Annotated in this window: 16 protein-coding genes and 1 pseudogene; 13 read left to right on the plus strand and 4 right to left on the minus strand. The window is 62.1% G+C overall.

The genetic code is table 11. From position 1 onward, the window contains the following. Positions 1-119: 119 nt before the first annotated feature. Both EJA72_RS10045 and EJA72_RS10050 read right to left on the minus strand, forming a co-directional pair. Positions 120-1,628, minus strand: a complete 1,509-nt coding sequence (locus EJA72_RS10045) for a sigma-54-dependent transcriptional regulator (protein ID WP_157711309.1) — start codon at positions 1,626-1,628, stop codon at positions 120-122. Positions 1,629-1,685: 57 nt separating this feature from the next. Next, positions 1,686-2,600, minus strand: coding sequence for a LysR family transcriptional regulator (locus EJA72_RS10050; RefSeq protein WP_178129234.1), 915 nt, complete (start codon positions 2,598-2,600; stop codon positions 1,686-1,688). Between the two features lie 152 nt (positions 2,601-2,752). Between EJA72_RS10050 and speB the strand changes: the two genes are divergently transcribed. From speB to EJA72_RS10100, 10 genes are all read left to right on the plus strand, one after another. Next, positions 2,753-3,757, plus strand: a complete 1,005-nt coding sequence (speB, locus tag EJA72_RS10055; RefSeq protein WP_157711310.1) for an agmatinase — start codon at positions 2,753-2,755, stop codon at positions 3,755-3,757. Between the two features lie 18 nt (positions 3,758-3,775). Next, positions 3,776-5,284, plus strand: a complete 1,509-nt coding sequence (locus tag EJA72_RS10060) for an aldehyde dehydrogenase (protein ID WP_157711311.1) — start codon at positions 3,776-3,778, stop codon at positions 5,282-5,284. Positions 5,285-5,467: 183 nt separating this feature from the next. Then, entirely contained in the window at positions 5,468-7,036 is a 1,569-nt protein-coding gene (locus tag EJA72_RS10065) for a cytosine permease (protein WP_157711312.1), read from the plus strand. 2 nt (positions 7,037-7,038) lie between these two features. Continuing rightward, positions 7,039-8,727, plus strand: a complete 1,689-nt coding sequence (gene betA, locus EJA72_RS10070) for a choline dehydrogenase (protein WP_157711313.1) — start codon at positions 7,039-7,041, stop codon at positions 8,725-8,727. Positions 8,728-8,848: 121 nt separating this feature from the next. Further along, on the plus strand, positions 8,849-9,178 hold the full coding sequence (locus EJA72_RS10075; protein WP_157711314.1) for a hypothetical protein: 330 nt from the start codon (positions 8,849-8,851) through the stop codon (positions 9,176-9,178). Positions 9,179-9,553: 375 nt separating this feature from the next. Then, positions 9,554-11,557 carry an aminotransferase class I/II-fold pyridoxal phosphate-dependent enzyme gene (locus EJA72_RS29495; RefSeq protein ID WP_157711315.1) on the plus strand — a complete coding sequence of 668 codons (2,004 nt, stop codon included), beginning with the start codon at positions 9,554-9,556 and terminating at the stop codon, positions 11,555-11,557. A gap of 27 nt (positions 11,558-11,584) precedes the next feature. After that, entirely contained in the window at positions 11,585-12,367 is a 783-nt protein-coding gene (locus EJA72_RS10085) for a transporter substrate-binding domain-containing protein (protein ID WP_157711316.1), read from the plus strand. A 168-nt stretch (positions 12,368-12,535) separates the two neighbouring features. Then, positions 12,536-13,240, plus strand: a complete 705-nt coding sequence (locus tag EJA72_RS10090; protein WP_157711317.1) for an ABC transporter permease — start codon at positions 12,536-12,538, stop codon at positions 13,238-13,240. A 5-nt stretch (positions 13,241-13,245) separates the two neighbouring features. Further along, complete coding sequence (locus EJA72_RS10095) at positions 13,246-13,944, plus strand: ABC transporter permease (protein ID WP_157711318.1); 699 nt, start codon at positions 13,246-13,248, stop codon at positions 13,942-13,944. After that, positions 13,944-14,951 carry a DMT family transporter gene (locus EJA72_RS10100; RefSeq protein ID WP_157711319.1) on the plus strand — a complete coding sequence of 336 codons (1,008 nt, stop codon included), beginning with the start codon at positions 13,944-13,946 and terminating at the stop codon, positions 14,949-14,951. Before EJA72_RS10095 ends, EJA72_RS10100 begins: the two co-directional genes overlap by 1 nt. Here the strand turns inward: EJA72_RS10100 and EJA72_RS29220 are convergent. Further along, a pseudogene (locus EJA72_RS29220) lies at positions 14,907-15,392 on the minus strand (TetR/AcrR family transcriptional regulator); the annotation flags it as partial. The gene EJA72_RS10100 and the pseudogene EJA72_RS29220 overlap by 45 nt on opposite strands. Positions 15,393-15,564: 172 nt before the next feature. On the opposite strand from EJA72_RS29220, the gene EJA72_RS10110 reads away from it, so the two are divergent. Then, positions 15,565-16,581, plus strand: a complete 1,017-nt coding sequence (locus EJA72_RS10110; RefSeq protein ID WP_157711321.1) for a succinylglutamate desuccinylase/aspartoacylase family protein — start codon at positions 15,565-15,567, stop codon at positions 16,579-16,581. A gap of 124 nt (positions 16,582-16,705) precedes the next feature. Here EJA72_RS10110 and ppk2 read toward each other — a convergent pair whose 3' ends face one another. Beyond that, positions 16,706-17,599 carry a polyphosphate kinase 2 gene (ppk2, locus tag EJA72_RS10115; protein WP_178129238.1) on the minus strand — a complete coding sequence of 298 codons (894 nt, stop codon included), beginning with the start codon at positions 17,597-17,599 and terminating at the stop codon, positions 16,706-16,708. A gap of 222 nt (positions 17,600-17,821) precedes the next feature. On the opposite strand from ppk2, the gene EJA72_RS10120 reads away from it, so the two are divergent. Together EJA72_RS10120 and EJA72_RS10125 are read left to right on the plus strand one after the other, a co-directional pair. Then, positions 17,822-18,760, plus strand: coding sequence for a Ppx/GppA family phosphatase (locus tag EJA72_RS10120; RefSeq protein ID WP_157711323.1), 939 nt, complete (start codon positions 17,822-17,824; stop codon positions 18,758-18,760). A 38-nt stretch (positions 18,761-18,798) separates the two neighbouring features. Then, the gene (locus tag EJA72_RS10125) at positions 18,799-19,257 is read left to right on the plus strand and encodes an N-acetyltransferase (protein ID WP_157711324.1); all 459 of its coding nucleotides are present in this window, start codon (positions 18,799-18,801) and stop codon (positions 19,255-19,257) included.

Below are 19,257 nucleotides of genomic sequence, written 5' to 3' on the forward strand. Positions count from 1 at the left end.
CCTGCTCGCGATGACGGAGTGTCAGCTGAATCAATGTGACTGTCACACCGCCATCGCGAGCAGGCTCGCTCCCACAGGGATCTCCACAGGGATTGTGTGGTTCAGAAAACTCTGGGGTATCAGGGCTTACCGGAAATCCCGTACTTGCGCAGGCGAATGGCAATCGCGCTGTGCGACGTCTGCAACCGCGCAGCGAGCAAACGACTGGAGGGATAGCTGCGGTAAAGCTGTTCGAGCAAATGCTTTTCAAACCCTTCGACAGCCTCTTCCAGACTGCCCACTTCACCGTCGATTTGCCGCTCGACAGCCGTCCGCGCGATGTCCAGATCATCGATGCCCACCAACGGATTTTCACAAATGGCAGCAGCACGAAAAATCACGTTTTGCAGCTGCCGCACATTGCCCGGCCAGCGGTTGCCGAGCAGCGCCGGGTAGGTGCCGGGCGCCAGCCGACACAGCGGCCGCTGGATCTGCGCACAGGCCTGCTGCATGAAGTGATTGGCCATCAACAGTATGTCATGACCGCGCTCGCGCAATGGCGGCACCTGCAGGTTGAGCACATTCAACCGGTAAAACAGGTCTTCGCGAAAGCGGCCTTCGGCGACCATTTTTTCCAGGTCACGGTGCGTGGCGCTGAGCACCCGCACGTTGACCTTGACCTCACGGTCGCCACCGACCCGACGGAAGCAGCCATCGCTCAAAAAGCGCAGCAACTTGGCTTGCAGGTACGGCGACATTTCACCGATTTCATCGAGGAACACCGAGCCGTTATCCGCCAGTTCCAGCAGGCCGAGCTTTCCGCCGCGCTGAGCGCCAGTGAAGGCGCCGGAGGCATAGCCGAACAACTCGCTTTCGGCGAGGCTCTCCGGTAGGGCCGCGCAGTTCAGGGCCAGGAACGGCGCGTCCCGGCGGGTGCTGATGGCGTGGCAAGCACGGGCCACCAGTTCTTTGCCGGTGCCGGTCTCGCCCTGAATCAACAGCGGCGCGTCGAGAGTTGCAACGCGTTGGGCGCGGGCCTTGAGCGCACGGATCACCGGCGATTCGCCGAGCAACGCGTCGAAGCCTTCAGCGTGGTCGTGATGCAGCGCTGACAGGCGTTCACCGATGCGGCTCGGTTGATACAGGGTGAGCAACGCCCCGGCGTCGGTGATTGGCATGGCATCGAGCAGCAAGGTCTGGCCGGCAAGGCTGACCTCATGCATCGGCAGACGGAAACCGTGCTCGATCAACGTGCGTTGCAACGACGGGTCATCGAACAAAGCCGTCAACGGCTCACCGGCCGGTTCGCGGCCGCAGAGTGCGATCAGCGCCGGATTGGCCAGCAACACCTGACCCTCTCCATCCACCGCCAGCACCGGGTCGGAACTGGCCGCCAGCAATGCATCCAGCTGCAAGCGCCGACGTTGCCCCGGCAGGATGTCGACCATCGTCACCGCTTGCACGCCGCGTACGCCGAGCAGCGCATCGCGCAGTTCCTCCAGCACATCGGCGCCGAGGGTCGGCGCGTCGATGTACACGTTCGGCGGGACCATCTCCACGGCGTCCAGGTTGAAGCTGCGCCCACCGAGCAGGGCCAGCACTTCCTGGGTGATGCCGACGCGGTCGATGAAGGTGACGTGAATGCGCATGGGAGGCCTGCAAGGGTGGCGAACGAAAATGAGTATGACCGGCAAGCATCGTGCCTGTCAGGTGCTGCCGGTGTTGCGCGAGCAGGCGGCCAGGTCTTCGAGAAATGCCTCGAGGATCGGCGGCGGGGCGGTGCCGCGCCGGGTGATCACGTCGAACGGCGACATCAGTTGCAGGCTGGCCGGCGCCAGTTGGTGCATCTCGCCGGTCTTGATCCACTGCGCGGCGAAGTGCGCGGGCAGAAAGCCCAGGTAGGCCCCGGAGATGATCAGAATCGCCAGTGCTTCGATGTTGTCGACGGTGGCCGCTGCCTTGCTGACGCCCAGGTGTTCCAGGTCGTATTGCTGCATGTAGCCGCGCACGACAATCCGGCTCGCGGAAATCTCTTCGAGCAGTTCATCGCCCTCGGCGGTGCTCCCATGCAGCGGATGCCGCCGCCCGCAATACAGGCCCAGCGCTTCCTGATACAGCGGCGAGTGCAACAGGCCCGGCACGTAGATCGGGAAGTGCCCGATGGCCAGGTGCAGGCGGCCGTCGAGCACGCGTTCTTCCAGTTCGGCGGGGGTGCCGACGTACACGTTCAGGTGCACGTCATGCCCCCGGGACACGAAGCGCTGGGTGGTGCGCGGGATCGGCGAGTCCGGGTCGGTGATGGTGGTGTCGATGATCCCCAGGTTGAGCTTGCCGCTGATGTGCTGCTTCAACACATCGGCGTCCATGCAGAAATTTTCCACCGCCGACAACAGGCGCTGGGTCGCTTCATGGATCGCCACGCCTTGCTCGGTCAGGCGAAAACCGCTGCGCCCGCGCTGGCAGAGTTTGACCCCAAGGCGGGTTTCCAGGTGGGTCATCTGCTCGCTGATGGTCGACTGCCCGGCATTCAACGCCGCTTGCGCCGCAGAAAAACCGCCGCACCGGACAATCGTGGCAAACACCCTGAGCAGTTTCAGATCGACGTCGTGAAGCTGAATCACCTTGGACCTCCCGCGTGTGGATGCATCGGTAATGCCGATATGAGTATCTGATGTTTAGCATTTTTTCCACGAAAACCTGCGCCCATAGTCACTCCAACGGCGAACGCCTTCCACGTCCGCCGAGCCGACAACAAGAATTGGAGAGGCCTGAAATGTCGAACAACGGTTATGAATCCGGTCGCCTGAACCTGCCATTCGTGGGGCACTGCACCTTTGGCAAATCCCCGGTGTGCACCGATTGGGATGCCCTGGACGCGGACGTGGCGGTGCTCGGCGTGCCCAACGACATGGGCACCCAGTGGCGCTCCGGCGCACGCTTCGGGCCGCGCGGCATTCGCGAGGCATCGACCTTGTTTTCCTTCGGCCATGCCGGCGCGTATGACCATGAAGATGACGTGATGTACCTGACCGCCGCCGACGTGCGCATGGTCGACGTCGGTGATGCCGACATCGTGCACACCGATATGGTCACCAGTAACCAGAACACCGAATACGCCGTGCGCAAGATCCTCGACGCCGGCGTCATGCCCGTCGTGCTCGGCGGCGATCACTCGGTGCACGCACCGGTGATCAAGGCGTTCGAGGGGCGCGGGCCGATTCACATCATCCACTTCGATGCGCACCTGGACTTCGTCGACGAGCGTCACGGCGTTCGCTACGGCCATGGCAACCCGCTGCGCCGCGCCTCGGAAATGAACCACATCGTCGGCATGACCCAGATGGGCATCCGCAACGTGTCGTCGTCCAATCGTGATGACTACGAAGCGGCCCACGCGGCGGGCTCCAAGATCCTCTCGGTGCGCGATGTGCGCCGCCTCGGCGTCGAGGGCGTGCTGGCGCTGATCCCGCAGAACATCAATTACTACATCACCATCGACATCGACGGTTTCGACCCGTCCATCGCCCCCGGCACTGGCACGCCGAGCCACGGCGGCTTCCTCTACTACGAAGTGCTGGAAATCATCCAGGCCCTGGCCAAACGCAGCCAGGGCAACATCGTCGGCATGGACCTGGTCGAGGTGGCGCCGGTGTATGACCCGACGGGCATGACTTCGATCCTGGCGGCGCAACTGCTGCTCAACAGCATCGGTTTCATCTTCCACGAGCGGGCCCAGGCGCGGCACGTCCTGAACAAAACCAGCACCGCTTCGGCGTGACCCACAGAGAGCCTAGAAATGGACACGATCGTTAAGCAGTATCTGCAGAAATTCGGTGTATCCGAAGCCACCCAGACCTTTCTCAGCAAGGTGCAGAAAATGTTCATCGGTGGCGCCTGGGTCGAGGCCAGCGACGGCCAGACTTCTGACGTCATCGAACCCTCGACTGAGGGCCTGATCACGCGCATTCCCATGGGCACCACCGACGATCTGGACCGCGCCGTGCAAGCCGCCCGTGCACAGTTCGACGGCGGCGCGTGGCGCCAGGCCAAGCCGGCGGAACGCGAGCGGATGATGCAGCGCCTGGCTGATCTGATCGAACAGAACGCGGCCGAGCTGGCGGAAATCGAGTCGATCGACATGGGCAAGTCCGTGGCGTTTGCCAAGGATGTCGATATCCAGGGCACGGTCGATACCCTGCGCTATTTCGCCGGCTGGGCGACCAAGCTCCACGGGCGTACGGTCGAGCCTTCGTTGCCCGGCAATTACCTGGCCTATACGCGCAAGGAAGCGGTGGGCGTGGTCGGTGCGATTGTGCCCTGGAACTTTCCGCTGCAAACCATGGCCTGGAAGCTCGGCGCCGCGCTGGCGACCGGTTGCACGGTGGTGGTCAAACCGGCCGAATTGACTTCGCTGTCGGCGCTGCGGTTTGCCGAGCTGGTGCAGGAGGCGGGCATTCCCGACGGGGTGATCAACATCGTCACCGGGCGCGGCAGCGTAGTCGGTGCGGCCATGGCCACGCACCCCGGCATCGACAAGCTGACCTTCACCGGTTCGACCCCGGTCGGTCGTACTGTCGGGCGCGCGGCGCTGGACGAAATGAAGCGACTAACCCTGGAACTCGGAGGAAAATCACCGGTAATCGTGCTGGCCGATGCCGACGTTCCGGCGGCCGCCCAAGCCATCGCCAACGGGGTGTTTTTCAATTCGGGGCAGGTGTGCGATGCCGGTACTCGCGCCTACGTGCATCGCAGCATTTATGACGAATTCCTGCGCGAACTGATCGCCTACACCCGCACCCTGAAAATGGCCCCGGGCCTGGACCCGGACTGCTTCATCGGCCCGCTGGTTTCAGCGTTGCAGAAAGAGCGCGTGACCGACTACATCGAGACCGGCAAGCGTGAAGGCGCGCAACTGGTCTACGGCGGCCAGCCTGTCGAGGGTCCTGGTTTCTTCGTCGAACCGACGATCTTCGCCCACTGCCGCAACGATATGCGCATCGTCCAGGAAGAGATCTTTGGCCCGGTGCTGGTGACGGCGCCGTTCGATGATGAGGAAGAGGCACTGTCGCTGGCCAATGACTCGCCGTACGGCCTGGCAGCCGCGCTGTACTCCAATGACCTGGGCAAGGTGCACAGCCTGATTCCACGGTTGCGAGCGGGTTCGGTCTACGTCAACGCCCACGGCACCCTCGACCCGTCGATGCCGTTCGGTGGCTACAAGCAGTCCGGATTCGGCAAGGACCTGGGCGCCGAGCAGCTCGATTACCTGCTCGAAACGAAAGCGGTGTGGATCACATTGCCGTAAGTCACAGCCCCCTGTACGAGCGAGCTCGCTCGCGATGAACCCAAGAACACCACGGGGTGTCAGGCCGCCAGCGTTATCGTTGGCGACCATCGCGAGCAAGCTCGCTCCTACAGGTTTACCGGCAAGGACGCGCCGAAAGAACGCGGTTATTTCGTCATGATCTTCCAACAATAAGAGCCCATCATGAACACAAACGCCAAGTCCGCCACGAGCGTGTCCAGCTTCGATGACAAATCCGTCGTCGAAGGGCATTCCATCGATTTCATCCCGGAGAACGAGCGCACCGACAAACTGTCGAGCCAGGGCCCGTTCTGGTTTCTCGGCAATTTCACTTTCTTCACCATGACCATCGGTTTCGTCGGTCCCAGCGTCGGCCTGACCGCACTCTGGACCACACTCGCCGGCACACTGGGCATCATGTTCGGCACACTGTTCATGGCGTTTCACGGTTCGCAAGGTCCGCACCTTGGCCTGCCGCAGATGATCCAGTCGCGGGCGCAGTTCGGCTATCGCGGGGTGATTCTGGTGCTGCTGGCGACGCTGTTTGTGTTCGCCGGTTTCAACATCGTCAACCTGGTGTTGATGATGCAAGGCCTGCACACGCTCTTCGGCTTCAACCCCGCCGTGATCGCGGTGGCGGTGACGATTCCGGCGGCGGTCCTGGCCATCCTCGGCCATGACTGGATGCATCGCAGTTTCAAATGGGCCTTGTACCTGTCGCTGCCGTTGTACGGCCTGGTGACGTTGGCGGTGTTGATGGGCTGGGTGCCCGATACCGTGCTGCCGGCGCTCGCGCCCGGCGAAGTGGCCCCGGCACCGTTGGGGTTCAACTGGACCGGTTTCATCGCCCAGTTCGCCGCGGCGGCGAGTTACAACATCGCTTATGCGCCGTACGTGTCCGACTATTCGCGCTACCTGCCGAAAAACACTTCCAGCGGCAAGCTGATTGCGGTGGTGTTCCTCGGCGCTTCGTTGTCCGGCGCGTGGATGATTTCCGTGGGCGGCTGGCTGGCCGATCACCTGCACTCCACTGACGTGCTGGTGGCCCTCGGGCAAGTCGGCAATACCGTGTCGCCGCTGATGGGCACGGCCGTGGTGGTCATCACCATTCTGGCGTTCCTGCCGGTGATCGCGATGAACATCTACAGCGCGAAGCTGACCACGCTGACCTGCGTCGACTCGATCAGGCACATCGAGCCCACCCGCAAGGCGCGGATCCTGGCCATCGGTTTTGTGATCCTGCTGCAACTGGGCGTGGCCCTGAGCATCCAGAGTTCGGGCAAAGGCCTGTCGGTACTCGGCATCTATCTGGTGGTGATGTTGTACTTCCTGGTGCCCTGGACCTCGGTCAACTTGACCGACTACTTTTTCGTGCGCAAGGGCCGCTACGCCATCCCGCACTTCTTCATGCCCCACGGCAACATCTATGGCAGCTGGGGCCTGCGCGGCATCGCGGCGTATGCCATCGGCTTCATCTCGATGATCCCGTTCTTTTACATCTACGACGGTGTCGAGCAACGTGAAGTCTACGTCGGCCCGCTGGCCAAGGCCTTGGGCAGCATCGACATCGCCTGGCTGGTCGGGCTGATCGTCTCGGGGCTGGTCTACTACTGGTTCAGCCGTTCGATCGACCTCAAGCGCGAAGAAACCGTGATTCAGCACATCGAAAAAACCACCCCGCAATACACCACCGGCGACACGTCGACCCAGCACTCGTTGCCGGTTTTCAAAGAATCGACGGTCGGGAGATAACCATGGCTACGCAAAAATACGACTACATCATCATCGGCGCCGGCTCCGCGGGCTGTGTGTTGGCCAACCGCTTGAGCGAAGACCCCGCCACCTCGGTGCTGGTCCTGGAATTCGGCGGCAGCGACCGCAGCGTGGTGATCCAGATGCCGAGTGCGTTCTCGATCCCGATGAACACCAAGAAGTACAACTGGCGCTACGAAACCGAACCGGAGCCGTTCCTCAACGGCCGGCGGATTCACTGCCCGCGCGGCAAGGTGCTGGGTGGCTCATCGTCTATCAATGGCCTGGTGTACATCCGTGGCCACGCCTATGACTTTGACGAATGGGAATCCCTTGGTGCCCAGGGCTGGGGCTACCGCAATTGCCTGCCGTACTTCAAACGGGCCGAGAGCTACGAGGAGGGCGGCGACAACTATCGCGGTCAGACCGGGCCTTTGCACACCACCAACGGCAACCACATGAAAAACCCGCTGTACGGGGCCTGGGTCGAAGCGGGCGCCGAGGCGGGTTACATCAAGACCGACGACTGCAACGGCTTCATGCAGGAAGGCTTCGGCGCGATGCACATGACGGTGAAAAATGGTGTGCGTTGCTCCACCGCCAACGCCTATTTGCGCCCGGCCATGGGCCGTCCGAACCTGACCGTGATCACCCACGCCATGACCCGGCAGATCCTCCTCGACGGCAAGCGGGCAGTGGGCATCAGCTATGACCATCAAGGCCAGACCCACGAGGTTTATTGCAACCGCGAAGTGCTTATTTCGTCCGGCCCGATCGGCTCGCCGCATTTGCTGCAACGCTCCGGCATCGGCCCGGCCGACGTGCTGCGCAACGCCGGGATCGAGGTGCGCCATGACTTGCCGGGGGTGGGGGAGAACCTGCAGGATCACGCCGAGGTGTACATCCAGTTCGGTTGCAAGGAACCGGTGACACTCAACAGCAAAATGGACCCGCTGAGCAAACTGCTGATCGGCCTGCGCTGGTTGCTGTTCAAGGATGGTCTTGGCGCGACCAACCATTTCGAGGCCGGTGGTTTCATCCGCTCCGAGAAGGGGTTGCGCTGGCCGGACATCCAGTTTCACTTCCTGCCGGCGGCCATGCGTTACGACGGCAACAAGCCGATCAAAGGTCATGGCTTCATGGTGCTCACCGGGCCGAACAAACCGAAAAGCCGCGGTTACGTTCGCGCCCGTTCCGCCGACCCTTACGAGCATCCGCAGATCCAGTTCAACTACCTGCAACGCGAAGAGGACCGCGAAGGCTTCCGTCGCTGCATTCGCCTGACCCGCGAGATCATCGGCCAGAAAGCGATGGACCGTTTCCGTGACGGCGAGATTTCGCCGGGGGCGTTGGTCACCTCCGATGCGGACATCGACGCCTTCGTGCGCGAGAACCTCGAGAGCACCTACCATCCGTGCGGTTCGTGCCGCATGGGCGAGGACGACATGGCGGTGGTCGATTCCGAATTGCGCGTGCATGGCATCGCCGGTTTGCGGGTGATCGATTCATCGGTGTTCCCGACCGAACCAAACGGCAACCTCAATGCCCCGACGATCATGCTCGCCGAACGGGCCTCGGATCTAGTGCGCGGCCGCAAAATGCTGCCAGCCTCCGAGGTGCCCGTCGGGCTGGTTGAGCATTGGGAAACCAGCCAGCGCTCATCGCTGCCGGGGCGCAACGTTCGGGTCTGATTTGCTTGAGCCGGCCAGGCAACCGGGGGAGGTTGCTTGGCGATAAGGCATATTGCTGGCCCCCATGTTTTCAAGTTACCGCCAAAATCACTTTATTTTCAGGTGGTTAGGCGGAATGGAAATGCGCAAGGTATTGATCACGCTGGTGTCGTTTTCTGTGTTCAGTGGTGTGGCCGGGGTCCAGGCCAAAGAGCTGCAGTCCAATGATCGCTTCATGTGCAGCTGGGGCGCGGGCACGGCGGCGAGGGCGCAGGAACTCAAACTCTCGGGCGTCTCGCTGTACGCCGCCCGGCAAAAAATACGCGCCTACAGTTTCAACAAGCCCTGGATGCGGATGATGGCCATGGGCATCACCGAGCAAACCTACGACAGCCCGTCGCGTTACAAACCGGCGGCTGTCCGGGAGAGCTTTTATGAAGAGTGCCTTCGTTACAAGCTGGCTCGTAAATAACCGAATCCCCCTGGCCAGACACACTCACCGAAGCCGCTGACCAACTGTGGCGAGGGGATTTATCCCCGTTCGGCTGCGCAGCAGTCGTGAAACCTGTGCGCTGGGTATTCCCGAAACACCGCATCGCCTGATTTCACTGCTGGGGCCGCTTCGCAGCCCAACGGGGATAAATCCCCTCGCCACGGGTTGCCATCTGCCCCCAAGTCTCCCCATCACAAAAAACGTCGCGACTGTCGTGAAAACGACCTGTTTACGCTGAACGCGAACCACGATGATTTTTCTGTTGAACGACTGTTCAGCTTCGACTATGTTCGTTCCACCTCCCCGGCTGGTTTGCGCGGGCTTGCGTTTCTTCTATTTGAACGAGGCACTGGCATGCGGTTTTCACCCTTTGTAGAGCGGATTTCAGGCGACGGCGTAGCCGCCTGGGATATTCACTACGCGGCGTTCGAAGCCCAGCGGCGGGGCGAAGACGTGATCATCCTCAGCGTCGGCGACCCGGATTTCCCCACGCCTGATTTCATCACCGACGCCGCGATCCATGCGCTGCGCGAGGGCGATACCCACTACACCGAGATTGCCGGGCGCATGGCGCTGCGTGAAGCCATCGCCGCGCGCTACAGCACCCTGTTCGGCCGTGAGCTGCAAGCGTCCAGCGTCATCCTGACGGCGGGGGCGCAGAACGCCTTGTTTGCTGCTTCGATGTGCCTGCTGACGGCGGGCGACGAAGTGATTGCCCTGGACCCGATGTACGTGACCTACGAGGCGACGCTCAAGGCCTCCGGCGCGACCCTGGTGCGCGTGCCGTGCTCGGCAGAAGCGGATTTCCGGCTGGACGCCGCCGTGCTGGCGAAAGCCATTACCCCGCGCACCCGGGCCATTTTCCTTTCCAATCCGAACAACCCGACCGGCGTGGTGCTCAGCCGCGAGGAGTTGCAAGCCATCGCCGAACTCGCCATCGCCCATGACCTGTGGGTCGTGGTGGACGAGGTCTACGAAAGCCTGTGCTTCGAGCGCGAACACCTGAGCCTGGCGGCGTTGCCGGGCATGGCCGAGCGTTGCGTGGTGATCGGCAGCCTGTCGAAATCCCATGCCATGACCGGCTGGCGCATCGGCTGGATCATCGCCGACGACACCCTGGTGGCACATGCCGAAAACCTGGTGTTGAGCATGCTGTACGGCTTGCCGGGGTTTGTCATGGAAGCCGCGCTGGAAGCTGTCAAAGCCCATGAAGAAGTGACGCACGGCATGCGCGACATCTATCGTCGGCGCCGCGACCTGGTGGTGGCCGGGTTGTCCGACTGCCCGGGTATTTCGGTACTCAAGCCCGATGCCGGCATGTTTGTGCTGCTGGACGTGCGCGAAACCGGGCTGACCTCGCTGGAGTTTGCCTGGCGGCTGCTGCGCGAGGCCCGGGTCTCGGTGCTGGATGCCGCCGCGTTTGGCGAGCCGGCCCAGGGTTTCGTGCGGCTGTCGTTCACCCTCGGCGAAGAGCGGCTGGCCCAGGCCTGCCAGCGCATCCGCGATTTTGTCCTGGTGCTCAAAGGTGAAGCGCCACGGCCGGTGATCAGCCGCGTCACCTGCGAAGCGACCGTGGAACCGGTGGCGGGCAAGACCATGATCGAAGTCGATCGCCTGCACAAACGCTTCGGCAACATCGAGGTGCTCAAGGGCGTTTCCCTGACGGCCCGCGAAGGCGATGTGATTTCGCTGATCGGCGCCAGCGGCTCCGGCAAAAGCACCTTGCTGCGCTGCATCAACATGCTCGAAGTGCCGGACCAAGGGCGCATCCTGGTGGACGGCGAAAGCATCCACCTCAATCAAACCCGCCCCGGCCTGCCGCTGGTGTCCGACGCCAAGCAGCTGGTGCGCATCCGTTCGAGCCTGGGCATGGTGTTCCAGAACTTCAACCTCTGGCCCCATCGCACAGTGCTGGAAAACCTCATCGAAGCGCCGACCCAGGTCCTGCGTGAAAGCCGTGCGGAGGCCACCGAGCGGGCCGAAGCCTTGCTTGAACGCGTGGGGCTGGCGGCCAAGCGCAACGAGTACCCGGCGTTTCTCTCCGGGGGGCAGCAACAACGGGTGGCAATCGCCCGGGCCCTGGCCATGCGGCCCAAGGTCATGCTGTTCGATGAACCCACCTCGGCACTCGACCCGGAACTGGTCGGCGAAGTGCTGCGGGTGATCCGCTCACTCGCGGAAGAAGGCCGGACCATGATCCTGGTGACCCATGAGATGGCCTTTGCCCGCGATGTCTCCTCCAAAGTCGCCTATTTGCACCAAGGGCTGATTGAAGAAGCCGGTACGCCGGACGAAGTGTTCGTACACCCACGCAGCGAGCGTTGCCGGCAATTCGTCAACGCTCATCAGACTCGCTAAAACATCATAAAAAGACGGGGAACAATCATGGGAAATCGACGTTTGGCAAACTGGATGACAGGCGTGGCCTGCGTGTTGCTGGCCGGCATGAGCGCGGCACAGGCGCAGCCGATCAGGTTCGCGGTGGCGGCCGAACCCTATCCGCCCTACACCGAGAAGCAGGCCAACGGTGAGTGGAAAGGTTTTGAAGTCGACCTGATCCACAAGCTGTGCAGCGAAATGAAAGCCGATTGCGAGATCAAGGAAGTGGCGTGGGACGGGATCATTCCCTCGTTGCTGGCGAAGAAGATCGACGTGATTTTCTCCTCCATGTCCGTCACCGAAGAACGTGAAAAACAGATCGCCTTCAGCAAGGCCTATTACGATTCGGTGGTCGCGCTGGTCGGACCGAAGGGCACGTCGGTGAAGAAATACCCGGATGACCTCAAGGGCAAGATCATCGGCGTACAGAACTCCACCGTGAGCGCCAGTTACCTGAAGCAGTACTACGAAAAAATTGCCGACGTGAAGTATTACGACACCCAGGATTCGGCTAACGCTGACCTGATTGCCGGCCGTATCGACCTGATGATGGCCGACGGCACCGCCATGGCCGCCTTCGTCAAGACCCCCGACGCCAGCAACCTGGAATACCTCGGCGCGGTGCCGTATGACCCGGTCTTCGGCAAGGGTGTGGGCGCCGGCCTGCGCAAGGATGACGCCGAGCTCAAGGCCAAGCTCGACAAGGCCATCGCGACCTTGCTTGCGAGCAAAGACTACGACGACCTGTCCCAGAGCTACTTCGGTACCAGCGTGAAACCGGCGTTCTGATAACCGTTGGTTAACATCCAACTCCTGTAGGAGCGAGCTTGCTCGCGAAGGACGCCCAGACAACGCGGGCACTCAGACAGCCCGCGTCTTCGTTTACGGCCTTCGCGAGCAAGCTCGCTCCTGCAGGGGGACGGTGGTGATTTGAAGTGCGTGACCGGAGAGCCAGTAATGTTCGAGTTGATCAATTTCAGCGAACAAGGATGGGGCAGTGCGCTGTTGAAAGGGCTCTGGATGACCCTGCAGATTTCCGCCGGGGCGTTTGTGGTCGGGCTGTTCATCGGGCTGGTGGTGGCCTGCCTGAAACTGGGCGCACCGAAACCGATTGCGGCGCTGATGCGCGGCTACACCACCTTGTTCCGCGCTGTGCCGGAGTTGTTGCTGATCCTGTTGCTGTACTACGTCGGTTCCATGCTCCTCAATTCGCTGATGGCCAGGATGGGTTACGACGCAGTGAACGTCAGCGGTCCCTTGGCCGCGATCCTGGTGCTGGGATTGGTGCAGGGCGCCTACGCCTCGGAGATTTTCCGCGCGGCGATCCAGGCGATTCCCTTCGGCCAGATCGAAGCGGCGCGGGCGTTCGGCCTGAGCGGGTTCGGCCTGTTCCGGCGCGTCACGCTGCCGATCATGGCGCCCTATGCGATGGCGGGCATGGCCAACCTGTGGATCAACCTGATCAAGGACAGCGCGCTGATCAGCGTGGTCGGCACCAACGAGCTGCTGTACACCGCCAAGCAAGGCGCGGGTTCGACGCGTCATTACCTGTTGTTCTACCTCACGGCTGCGGCGTTGTATTACGCGGTGACGTTGGTGTCCAACTACCTGTCGGGACGGCTTGAGCGACGCATCCGTCGCTGGATGCCTTTGGCTGAGTGAATGACATGATTCCAGCGTGGATAGTTGAATACGCGGCGCTGTTGGGCCGGGGGCTGCAAACGACCATCACCATCCTGATGATCTCCATGGTCTTCGGTTTCATGCTGGCGGTGCTGGTGGCGTTGGCGCGGATCTCGAAAAACAAAGTGATCGCCAAGGCCAGCCTGTTTTACACCAGCGTCTTGCGCGGTACGCCGCTGCTGATCCAGATCTACATTTTCTACTACGGGCTCGGCAGCCTGTTCTCGCAATTTCCGCTGATACGCGGCAGCTTTCTGTGGCCGTACCTGCGTGACGGTTACTGGTACATCGTGTTCGCCCTGGTGCTGTCGGTGGGGGCCTATGTCGGTGAAGTGATTCGCGGCGGCCTGCTGGCGGTGCCCAAAGGCGAGATGGAAGCCGCATCGGCCTTCGGCATGACCCCGCGCCAGTCGCTGCTGCGGGTACGCTTGCCACGAGCAATGCGCTTGCTGTTGCCAACCCTGGCCGGCGAAACCGTGATGCTGCTCAAGTCCACGGCGCTGGCCTCGACGATTGCGATCATCGACCTGCTCGGCGCGGCGAACGTGGTGCGGGCGCAAACCCTTCAGGTGTATGAACCGTTGCTGCTGGTGGCCGCGGTGTATGTCTGCCTGACGTTCCTGATCGAGGCGCTGTTCGCCTTCGCCGAACGGCGCGGAACGCCGATTCGCAGGTCAGTGTGATGACGGCGCCACGGATCGTCGACCGCTCGTTGCAGGGCATCGGCCTGTGCACCCTGGGCTACGCGTTCCTGGCGTTGCAGGACGCGGTGATCAAATGGCTGGTGGCCGATTATTCGGTGGTCACCATTCTGTTCTGGCGCAGCCTCGTGGTGGTGCTTGCGTGTTTGCTGGCGGGGCGGTTGCGTCTGGTCAAACGGGCCTGGCGCTCGCCCAGCCGCCGCTTGCTGGTGGTGCGCGGCCTGCTGTCGATTGTGGCCTGGGTGTTGTATTACACGGCGGCGCGGGACCTGACCCTGGCGGAAATGACCACGCTGTATTTTTCGGCACCGATCATGGTCACGGTGTTGGCGGCGTTGATTCTCAAGGAGCGGGCCAGCCGCTGGCAGTGGTTCTCGCTGATCATCGGGTTTATCGGGGTGGTCATCGCCTGTCGCCCGAGCAACATCGCCGACCCTTTGCCGATTGTGCTGACGCTGCTGGCTGCGATGTGCTGGGCGTTCACCTACATCCAGTTGCGGCAGGTGGATGACCAGACCTCGGTGCTGGAGCAGATGCTGATCACCAACGTCGTGTTTGTGCTGTGCATGACGGTCGCATTGCCGTGGACCTACACCCCGGCGCCGACCCCGGCCTGGCTCGGAATGCTCGCTGCCGGGATGGTGGGCGGCATCGGCCAGTTCCTGTTGTTCGCCAGTTTTCAGCGCGCCACCGCGACCTTGCTGGCGCCGTTCGAGTACACCGGGTTGATCTGGGCCTTCGCGCTGTCGAGCCTGATCTGGGGCACGCTGATGGACGTGTCGCTGATGATCGGTGCCGGGTTGATCGCGGTCAGCGGCACCCTGGCAATGATCGTCGGGCGCCACCCCTCACATGACGTCGTCGGTGCTGAATGCTCCGTGACGCAACCCCTTTACCCAGCAGCGGCAGATGTGGAGGCCGTTGGCGGGGCTGAAGGTTTCGGGGTTCAGGCACCACTCGATCCAGAGGCCGTCGAGCATCGCCGATAAACCGATGGCGGCCAGGCGGGTGTCGTGGATCGTGAAACCTTCGCTGGCCGCCAGGTCGTCGAGCAATTGGCAGAGCAGGTCGAGGTAGGCGCGGTAGCTTTTTTCATGGGACTGGCTGACGTGTTCGGAGTGACGGATCAGGCTCCAGAACACCACCCAGGCGCCGAGCAATTTCGGGTCCAGCACCCGTGGTGAAAATGAACCGGTGAGGAACGCGTCCATCTTTTCGGCCGGTGTGCCGGCCTGGGCGATTTCCTGATACAGCGCGGTGGTCAGTTCACTCGCGAGCTTTTGGTAGGTGTCGGCGATCAAGGCATCGATGCTGCCGAAATGATGGTTGAGCAAGCCAACGGACACCCCGGCCTCGGTCGCGATACGCCGCACGGAAATACCGGCGTGCCCGTCGCGGACCAGGCAGCGCAGGGTGGCGGCCACCAGCATTTCGCGACGCTCGTCGGGTTCGGCACGACGGTTTTTATTGGCGAGGATTGTCACGAGGGGCGTCCTTGGGTGCAGTGCCTGGTTGTCGAGCTTAGTTGAACACACGTTCAATCACCACCCGCGACAGCGGCAAAGCAGCGGTTTTTAACGGTCATGACGGGAGGACAAGCGGATGGCGCAGGATATTTCGTTCAATGTTCGCAACAACAACGGTGGCACGGTGCAGGTCGGCGCCTGGCGTTTCGAAGGCAATGGCAGCGGGCCGACCGTGCATTTGCAGGCCGGTGTGCACGCCGATGAAATCGCCGGGATGCTGGTCCTGCATGTGTTGATGCAGCGCCTGCAAGTCGCCGAGGCCGAGGGCCGGCTCAAGGGCAGCATCACGGTAGTGCCGCAAGCCAATCCGCTGGGCATCGGCCAGTTTCGCCAGGGGCGCATTCTTGGTCGTTTTCACGACGCCACCGGGCACAACTTCAACCGTTCGTTCGACCAGTCCGCGGCCATGGCCCAGCCGTCGACCAACGTTCAGGAATGGCAAAAAAAACTGGTGCAGCTCGCGTCTTCGGCTCAGGTCATGCTCGACCTGCACACTGACGACCAGGCCTTGCCGTACCTCTACGTTCACCGCCGCTTCTGGCCGCGCGGCCGCGACTTGGCCGCCGCGCTGAAAATGGACGTGGCGATCATCTGGGACGACGGCGGCGATGGCTCCTTCGAGGAAACCATCATTGCGCCCTGGCTGCGCGAGGGCGTCACCGACCAGCACATGGCGGCGACGCTGGAGCTGCGTGGACAGGGCGATGTCAGCGACCGGTTTGCCACGCAGGATGCCGAAGGACTGTACGCCTGGCTCTGCAGTCATGGGGTGATTGATGACGCCGTGACGCCGGGCGACTGGCCCGTCGAGGCGATGGAAATGGGCCACATGGAAACCCTGCTCGCACCGCAACCGGGAGTGCTCATCTTTGAAAAGGAACTGGGGGATTTCGTCGAAGAAGGGCAGCGGTTTGCGCGGATTCTCGGGCGACCGGGGGACCCGTCCAGCGAAGTGGTGTTGTACGCCGAGCAAGCGGGGCGGATGGTGACGCGCTACCGCGACCGGCTGGTGCCGCAGGGCATGGTGGTGGCGAAATTCACCGGTAGTCGCGTTTCGCGCAACTGGAGCGGCGGGTTGCTGGACCCGAACTGATGTGACCTTGTAGGAGCGAGCACGCTCGCGAAGAACGTCCGGACAACGCGTTTATTCAGACAGCACGCGTATACGTTCACGTCCATCGCGAGCAGGCTCGCTCCCACAGGGGTGTGGTGTTGGGTTAATACACCTGCGGCACAATGATTTCCGGCGGCGTCGGGTTACGCGAGTAGTCTTCCTGGCGCACGCGCTCCGGCAGTTCGATCACTGCCTGCTCGACTTCTTCGTAAGGCATCTGCCCCAGCAAATGGCTGATGCAGTTGAGTCGGGCTTTTTTCTTGTCGTCCGCTTGCACCACCCACCACGGCGCTTCGCTGATATGGGTGCGTTCGAGCATGATTTCCTTGGCCTTGGTGTAGGCCTCCCAGCGGCGACGAGACTCCAGGTCCATCGGGCTGAGTTTCCATTGCTTGAGCGGGTCATGAATGCGGCTGAGAAAGCGCAGGTGTTGTTCCTGGTCGGAAATCGAGAACCAGTACTTGATCAGCTGAATACCCGAGCGCGCGAGCATCCGTTCGAATTCCGGCACGGTACGGAAGAACTCTTCGTATTGGTCAGCGTTGCAAAAACCCATGACTTGCTCGACCCCGGCGCGGTTGTACCAGCTGCGGTCGAACAGCACGATTTCGCCCGCGGCCGGCAGGTGCGAAACGTACCGCTGGAAATACCATTGGGTGCGTTCGCGGTCGTTCGGCGCGGGCAGGGCAGCTACCCGGCAGACCCGTGGGTTGAGGCGCTGGGTAATGCGCTTGATCACGCCGCCCTTGCCGGCCGCATCGCGACCTTCGAACAGAATCACCACCTTGTGCCCGGTTTTCACCACCCAGCTTTGCAGCTTCACCAGTTCGCCTTGCAGGCGGAACAGTTCGCTGAAATAGCGGCGTCGTGCTTCTTTTTCGCTGCTGTCGCCGGCGTGCTCATCGAACAGCGCGTTGAGGTCGTGATCGTCCTCCAGCAATTCCAGCTCCAGCTCTTCGTCACTGTGATCGAGCAGCTCGCGACGAATGCGTTGCATCAGGGTGTCGTTGTTCAACAGCATGGTGGGAACTCCCGACGAAGGTGAAAGTGGCCATGCTAGGCCCACAGATGTGACGGACCGGTGACGGTGACCGTTGATGCAAAAAAAAACCGGGTGTCATCTGGGTGTCACCTATGGCATGGCAGCATCTTGGCAAACCGTCTTGAACGTTCAGCGGAGCGCCTCCGCTGGCTGATGAACCTGCCAGGAAATCCCACCATGAAAGGCGACGCCTCCCTGTTTGCAGCCATTGACCTGGGGTCCAACGCCTTTCGCATGATGATCGGCCAGTCGGTGCGGCGTAATCAGCAATGGGTGATCCAGGAAGTGAAAACCCTGCGCGAGCCCGTCCGTCTGGCGGAAGGATTCCAGGCCGGGGCGCTGGACGAGCTGGCGCTGGATCGCGGATGGCAGGCGCTCGCGCGGTTCGGCAAAAAGCTGCGGGGTTTCGAGGCCGGTCGCGTGCGGGCCGTGGCCACCAGCGCGGTGCGGGAAGCCGACAACGCGCAATTGTTCCTGGCCAGTGCCGAACGGCACCTGGGGTTCGGGATTGACGTGATTTCCGGTCACGAAGAAGCCCGGCTGGTGTACGCCGGCGTGACCCACACGCTACCGGCCGCACAGACGATGCGACTGGTGCTGGACATCGGCGGCGGCTCCACCGAGCTGATTCTCGGCCGGGGCGCTGAGCCGCTGATCACCGAGAGTATCGCGATTGGCAGCGGCACCTTTGGCACGCGTTATTTTCAGGGCGGAAGAATCACCGCCCCGGCGTTGCTCGAAGCCGAGCGCGTGGCCACGCTGCAGTTTGAAAAAGTCGCCCGTCGCTACCGCGAACTGGGTTGGCAGCAGACCATCGGCTCATCCGGCACCGCACGGATGCTGGCCAAAGTGCTTAAGGCAAATGGCCTGAACGACTACGGCCAGAACGGCATCACCTACAGCGGCCTGCTGCGGTTGTCGTTGCGCCTGCTCGAAGTCGGGCATGTCAAACAACTCAAGCTGGCCGGCTTGCAGAGCCATCGGCTGAGCATTCTGCCCGGCGGCCTCGTGGTCATGCTGGCGGCGTTCAAGGTCTTCGGCATCTCGCACATGACACCTTCGGAGCCCGGCTTACGGTTTGGCGTCCTGCATGGTTTGATCCACAAGAGCTGCTAGGCTTGGGGTCGATCCCAAGCACTGAGTGAATCCCTGACATGGCAGTCCAGACCCTGCGCGCCGACGCAACTCACCTCGATAAAATCGCCCCGCTGTTCGATGCCTACCGTGGCTTTTATGGCCAGCCGCCGAACCTGCCGCAGTCCCGCGACTTCCTCGCCGAGCGCATCGACCGCGACGAATCAGTGATTTTCTACGTGCAGGACGCCACGGGCGAAGCACTGGGTTTCGTCCAGTTGTACCCCACGTTTTCCTCTATCGATGCCCACCGCACCTGGCTGCTCAGCGACCTGTTCACCGCACCTTCGGCCCGTGGGCAAGGCGTCGGGACGCTGCTGATGAACGCTGCGCGGGACTTTGCGCTGTCGACCGGCGCCAAGGGCATGGTCCTGGAAACGGCCACCGATAACTTTGGCGCGCAACGCTTGTATGAGTCGTTGGGCTACGTGCGCGATGTGGGTTACTACACCTACTGCCTCGATTTGCGCCAAGGCTGA

The sequence above is a fragment of the Pseudomonas sp. PB120 genome (assembly GCF_009761815.1).
Classification (GTDB): domain Bacteria; phylum Pseudomonadota; class Gammaproteobacteria; order Pseudomonadales; family Pseudomonadaceae; genus Aquipseudomonas.

Excerpts from the sequence above, each read along its gene's own strand:
- EJA72_RS10095 (WP_157711318.1), top strand. The coding sequence starts at position 13,246 with ATGATTCCAGCGTGGATAGTTGAATACGCGGCGCTGTTGGGCCGGGGG.
- EJA72_RS29495 (WP_157711315.1), top strand. The coding sequence starts at position 9,554 with ATGCGGTTTTCACCCTTTGTAGAGCGGATTTCAGGCGACGGCGTAGCC.
- EJA72_RS10125 (WP_157711324.1), top strand. The coding sequence starts at position 18,799 with ATGGCAGTCCAGACCCTGCGCGCCGACGCAACTCACCTCGATAAAATC.
- EJA72_RS10045 (WP_157711309.1), bottom strand. The coding sequence starts at position 1,628 with ATGCGCATTCACGTCACCTTCATCGACCGCGTCGGCATCACCCAGGAA.
- EJA72_RS10120 (WP_157711323.1), top strand. The coding sequence starts at position 17,822 with ATGAAAGGCGACGCCTCCCTGTTTGCAGCCATTGACCTGGGGTCCAAC.
- EJA72_RS10075 (WP_157711314.1), top strand. The coding sequence starts at position 8,849 with ATGCGCAAGGTATTGATCACGCTGGTGTCGTTTTCTGTGTTCAGTGGT.
- EJA72_RS10110 (WP_157711321.1), top strand. The coding sequence starts at position 15,565 with ATGGCGCAGGATATTTCGTTCAATGTTCGCAACAACAACGGTGGCACG.
- betA (WP_157711313.1), top strand. The coding sequence starts at position 7,039 with ATGGCTACGCAAAAATACGACTACATCATCATCGGCGCCGGCTCCGCG.
- EJA72_RS10100 (WP_157711319.1), top strand. The coding sequence starts at position 13,944 with ATGACGGCGCCACGGATCGTCGACCGCTCGTTGCAGGGCATCGGCCTG.
- EJA72_RS10065 (WP_157711312.1), top strand. The coding sequence starts at position 5,468 with ATGAACACAAACGCCAAGTCCGCCACGAGCGTGTCCAGCTTCGATGAC.
- speB (WP_157711310.1), top strand. The coding sequence starts at position 2,753 with ATGTCGAACAACGGTTATGAATCCGGTCGCCTGAACCTGCCATTCGTG.
- EJA72_RS10060 (WP_157711311.1), top strand. The coding sequence starts at position 3,776 with ATGGACACGATCGTTAAGCAGTATCTGCAGAAATTCGGTGTATCCGAA.
- EJA72_RS10085 (WP_157711316.1), top strand. The coding sequence starts at position 11,585 with ATGGGAAATCGACGTTTGGCAAACTGGATGACAGGCGTGGCCTGCGTG.
- ppk2 (WP_178129238.1), bottom strand. The coding sequence starts at position 17,599 with ATGCAACGCATTCGTCGCGAGCTGCTCGATCACAGTGACGAAGAGCTG.
- EJA72_RS10090 (WP_157711317.1), top strand. The coding sequence starts at position 12,536 with ATGTTCGAGTTGATCAATTTCAGCGAACAAGGATGGGGCAGTGCGCTG.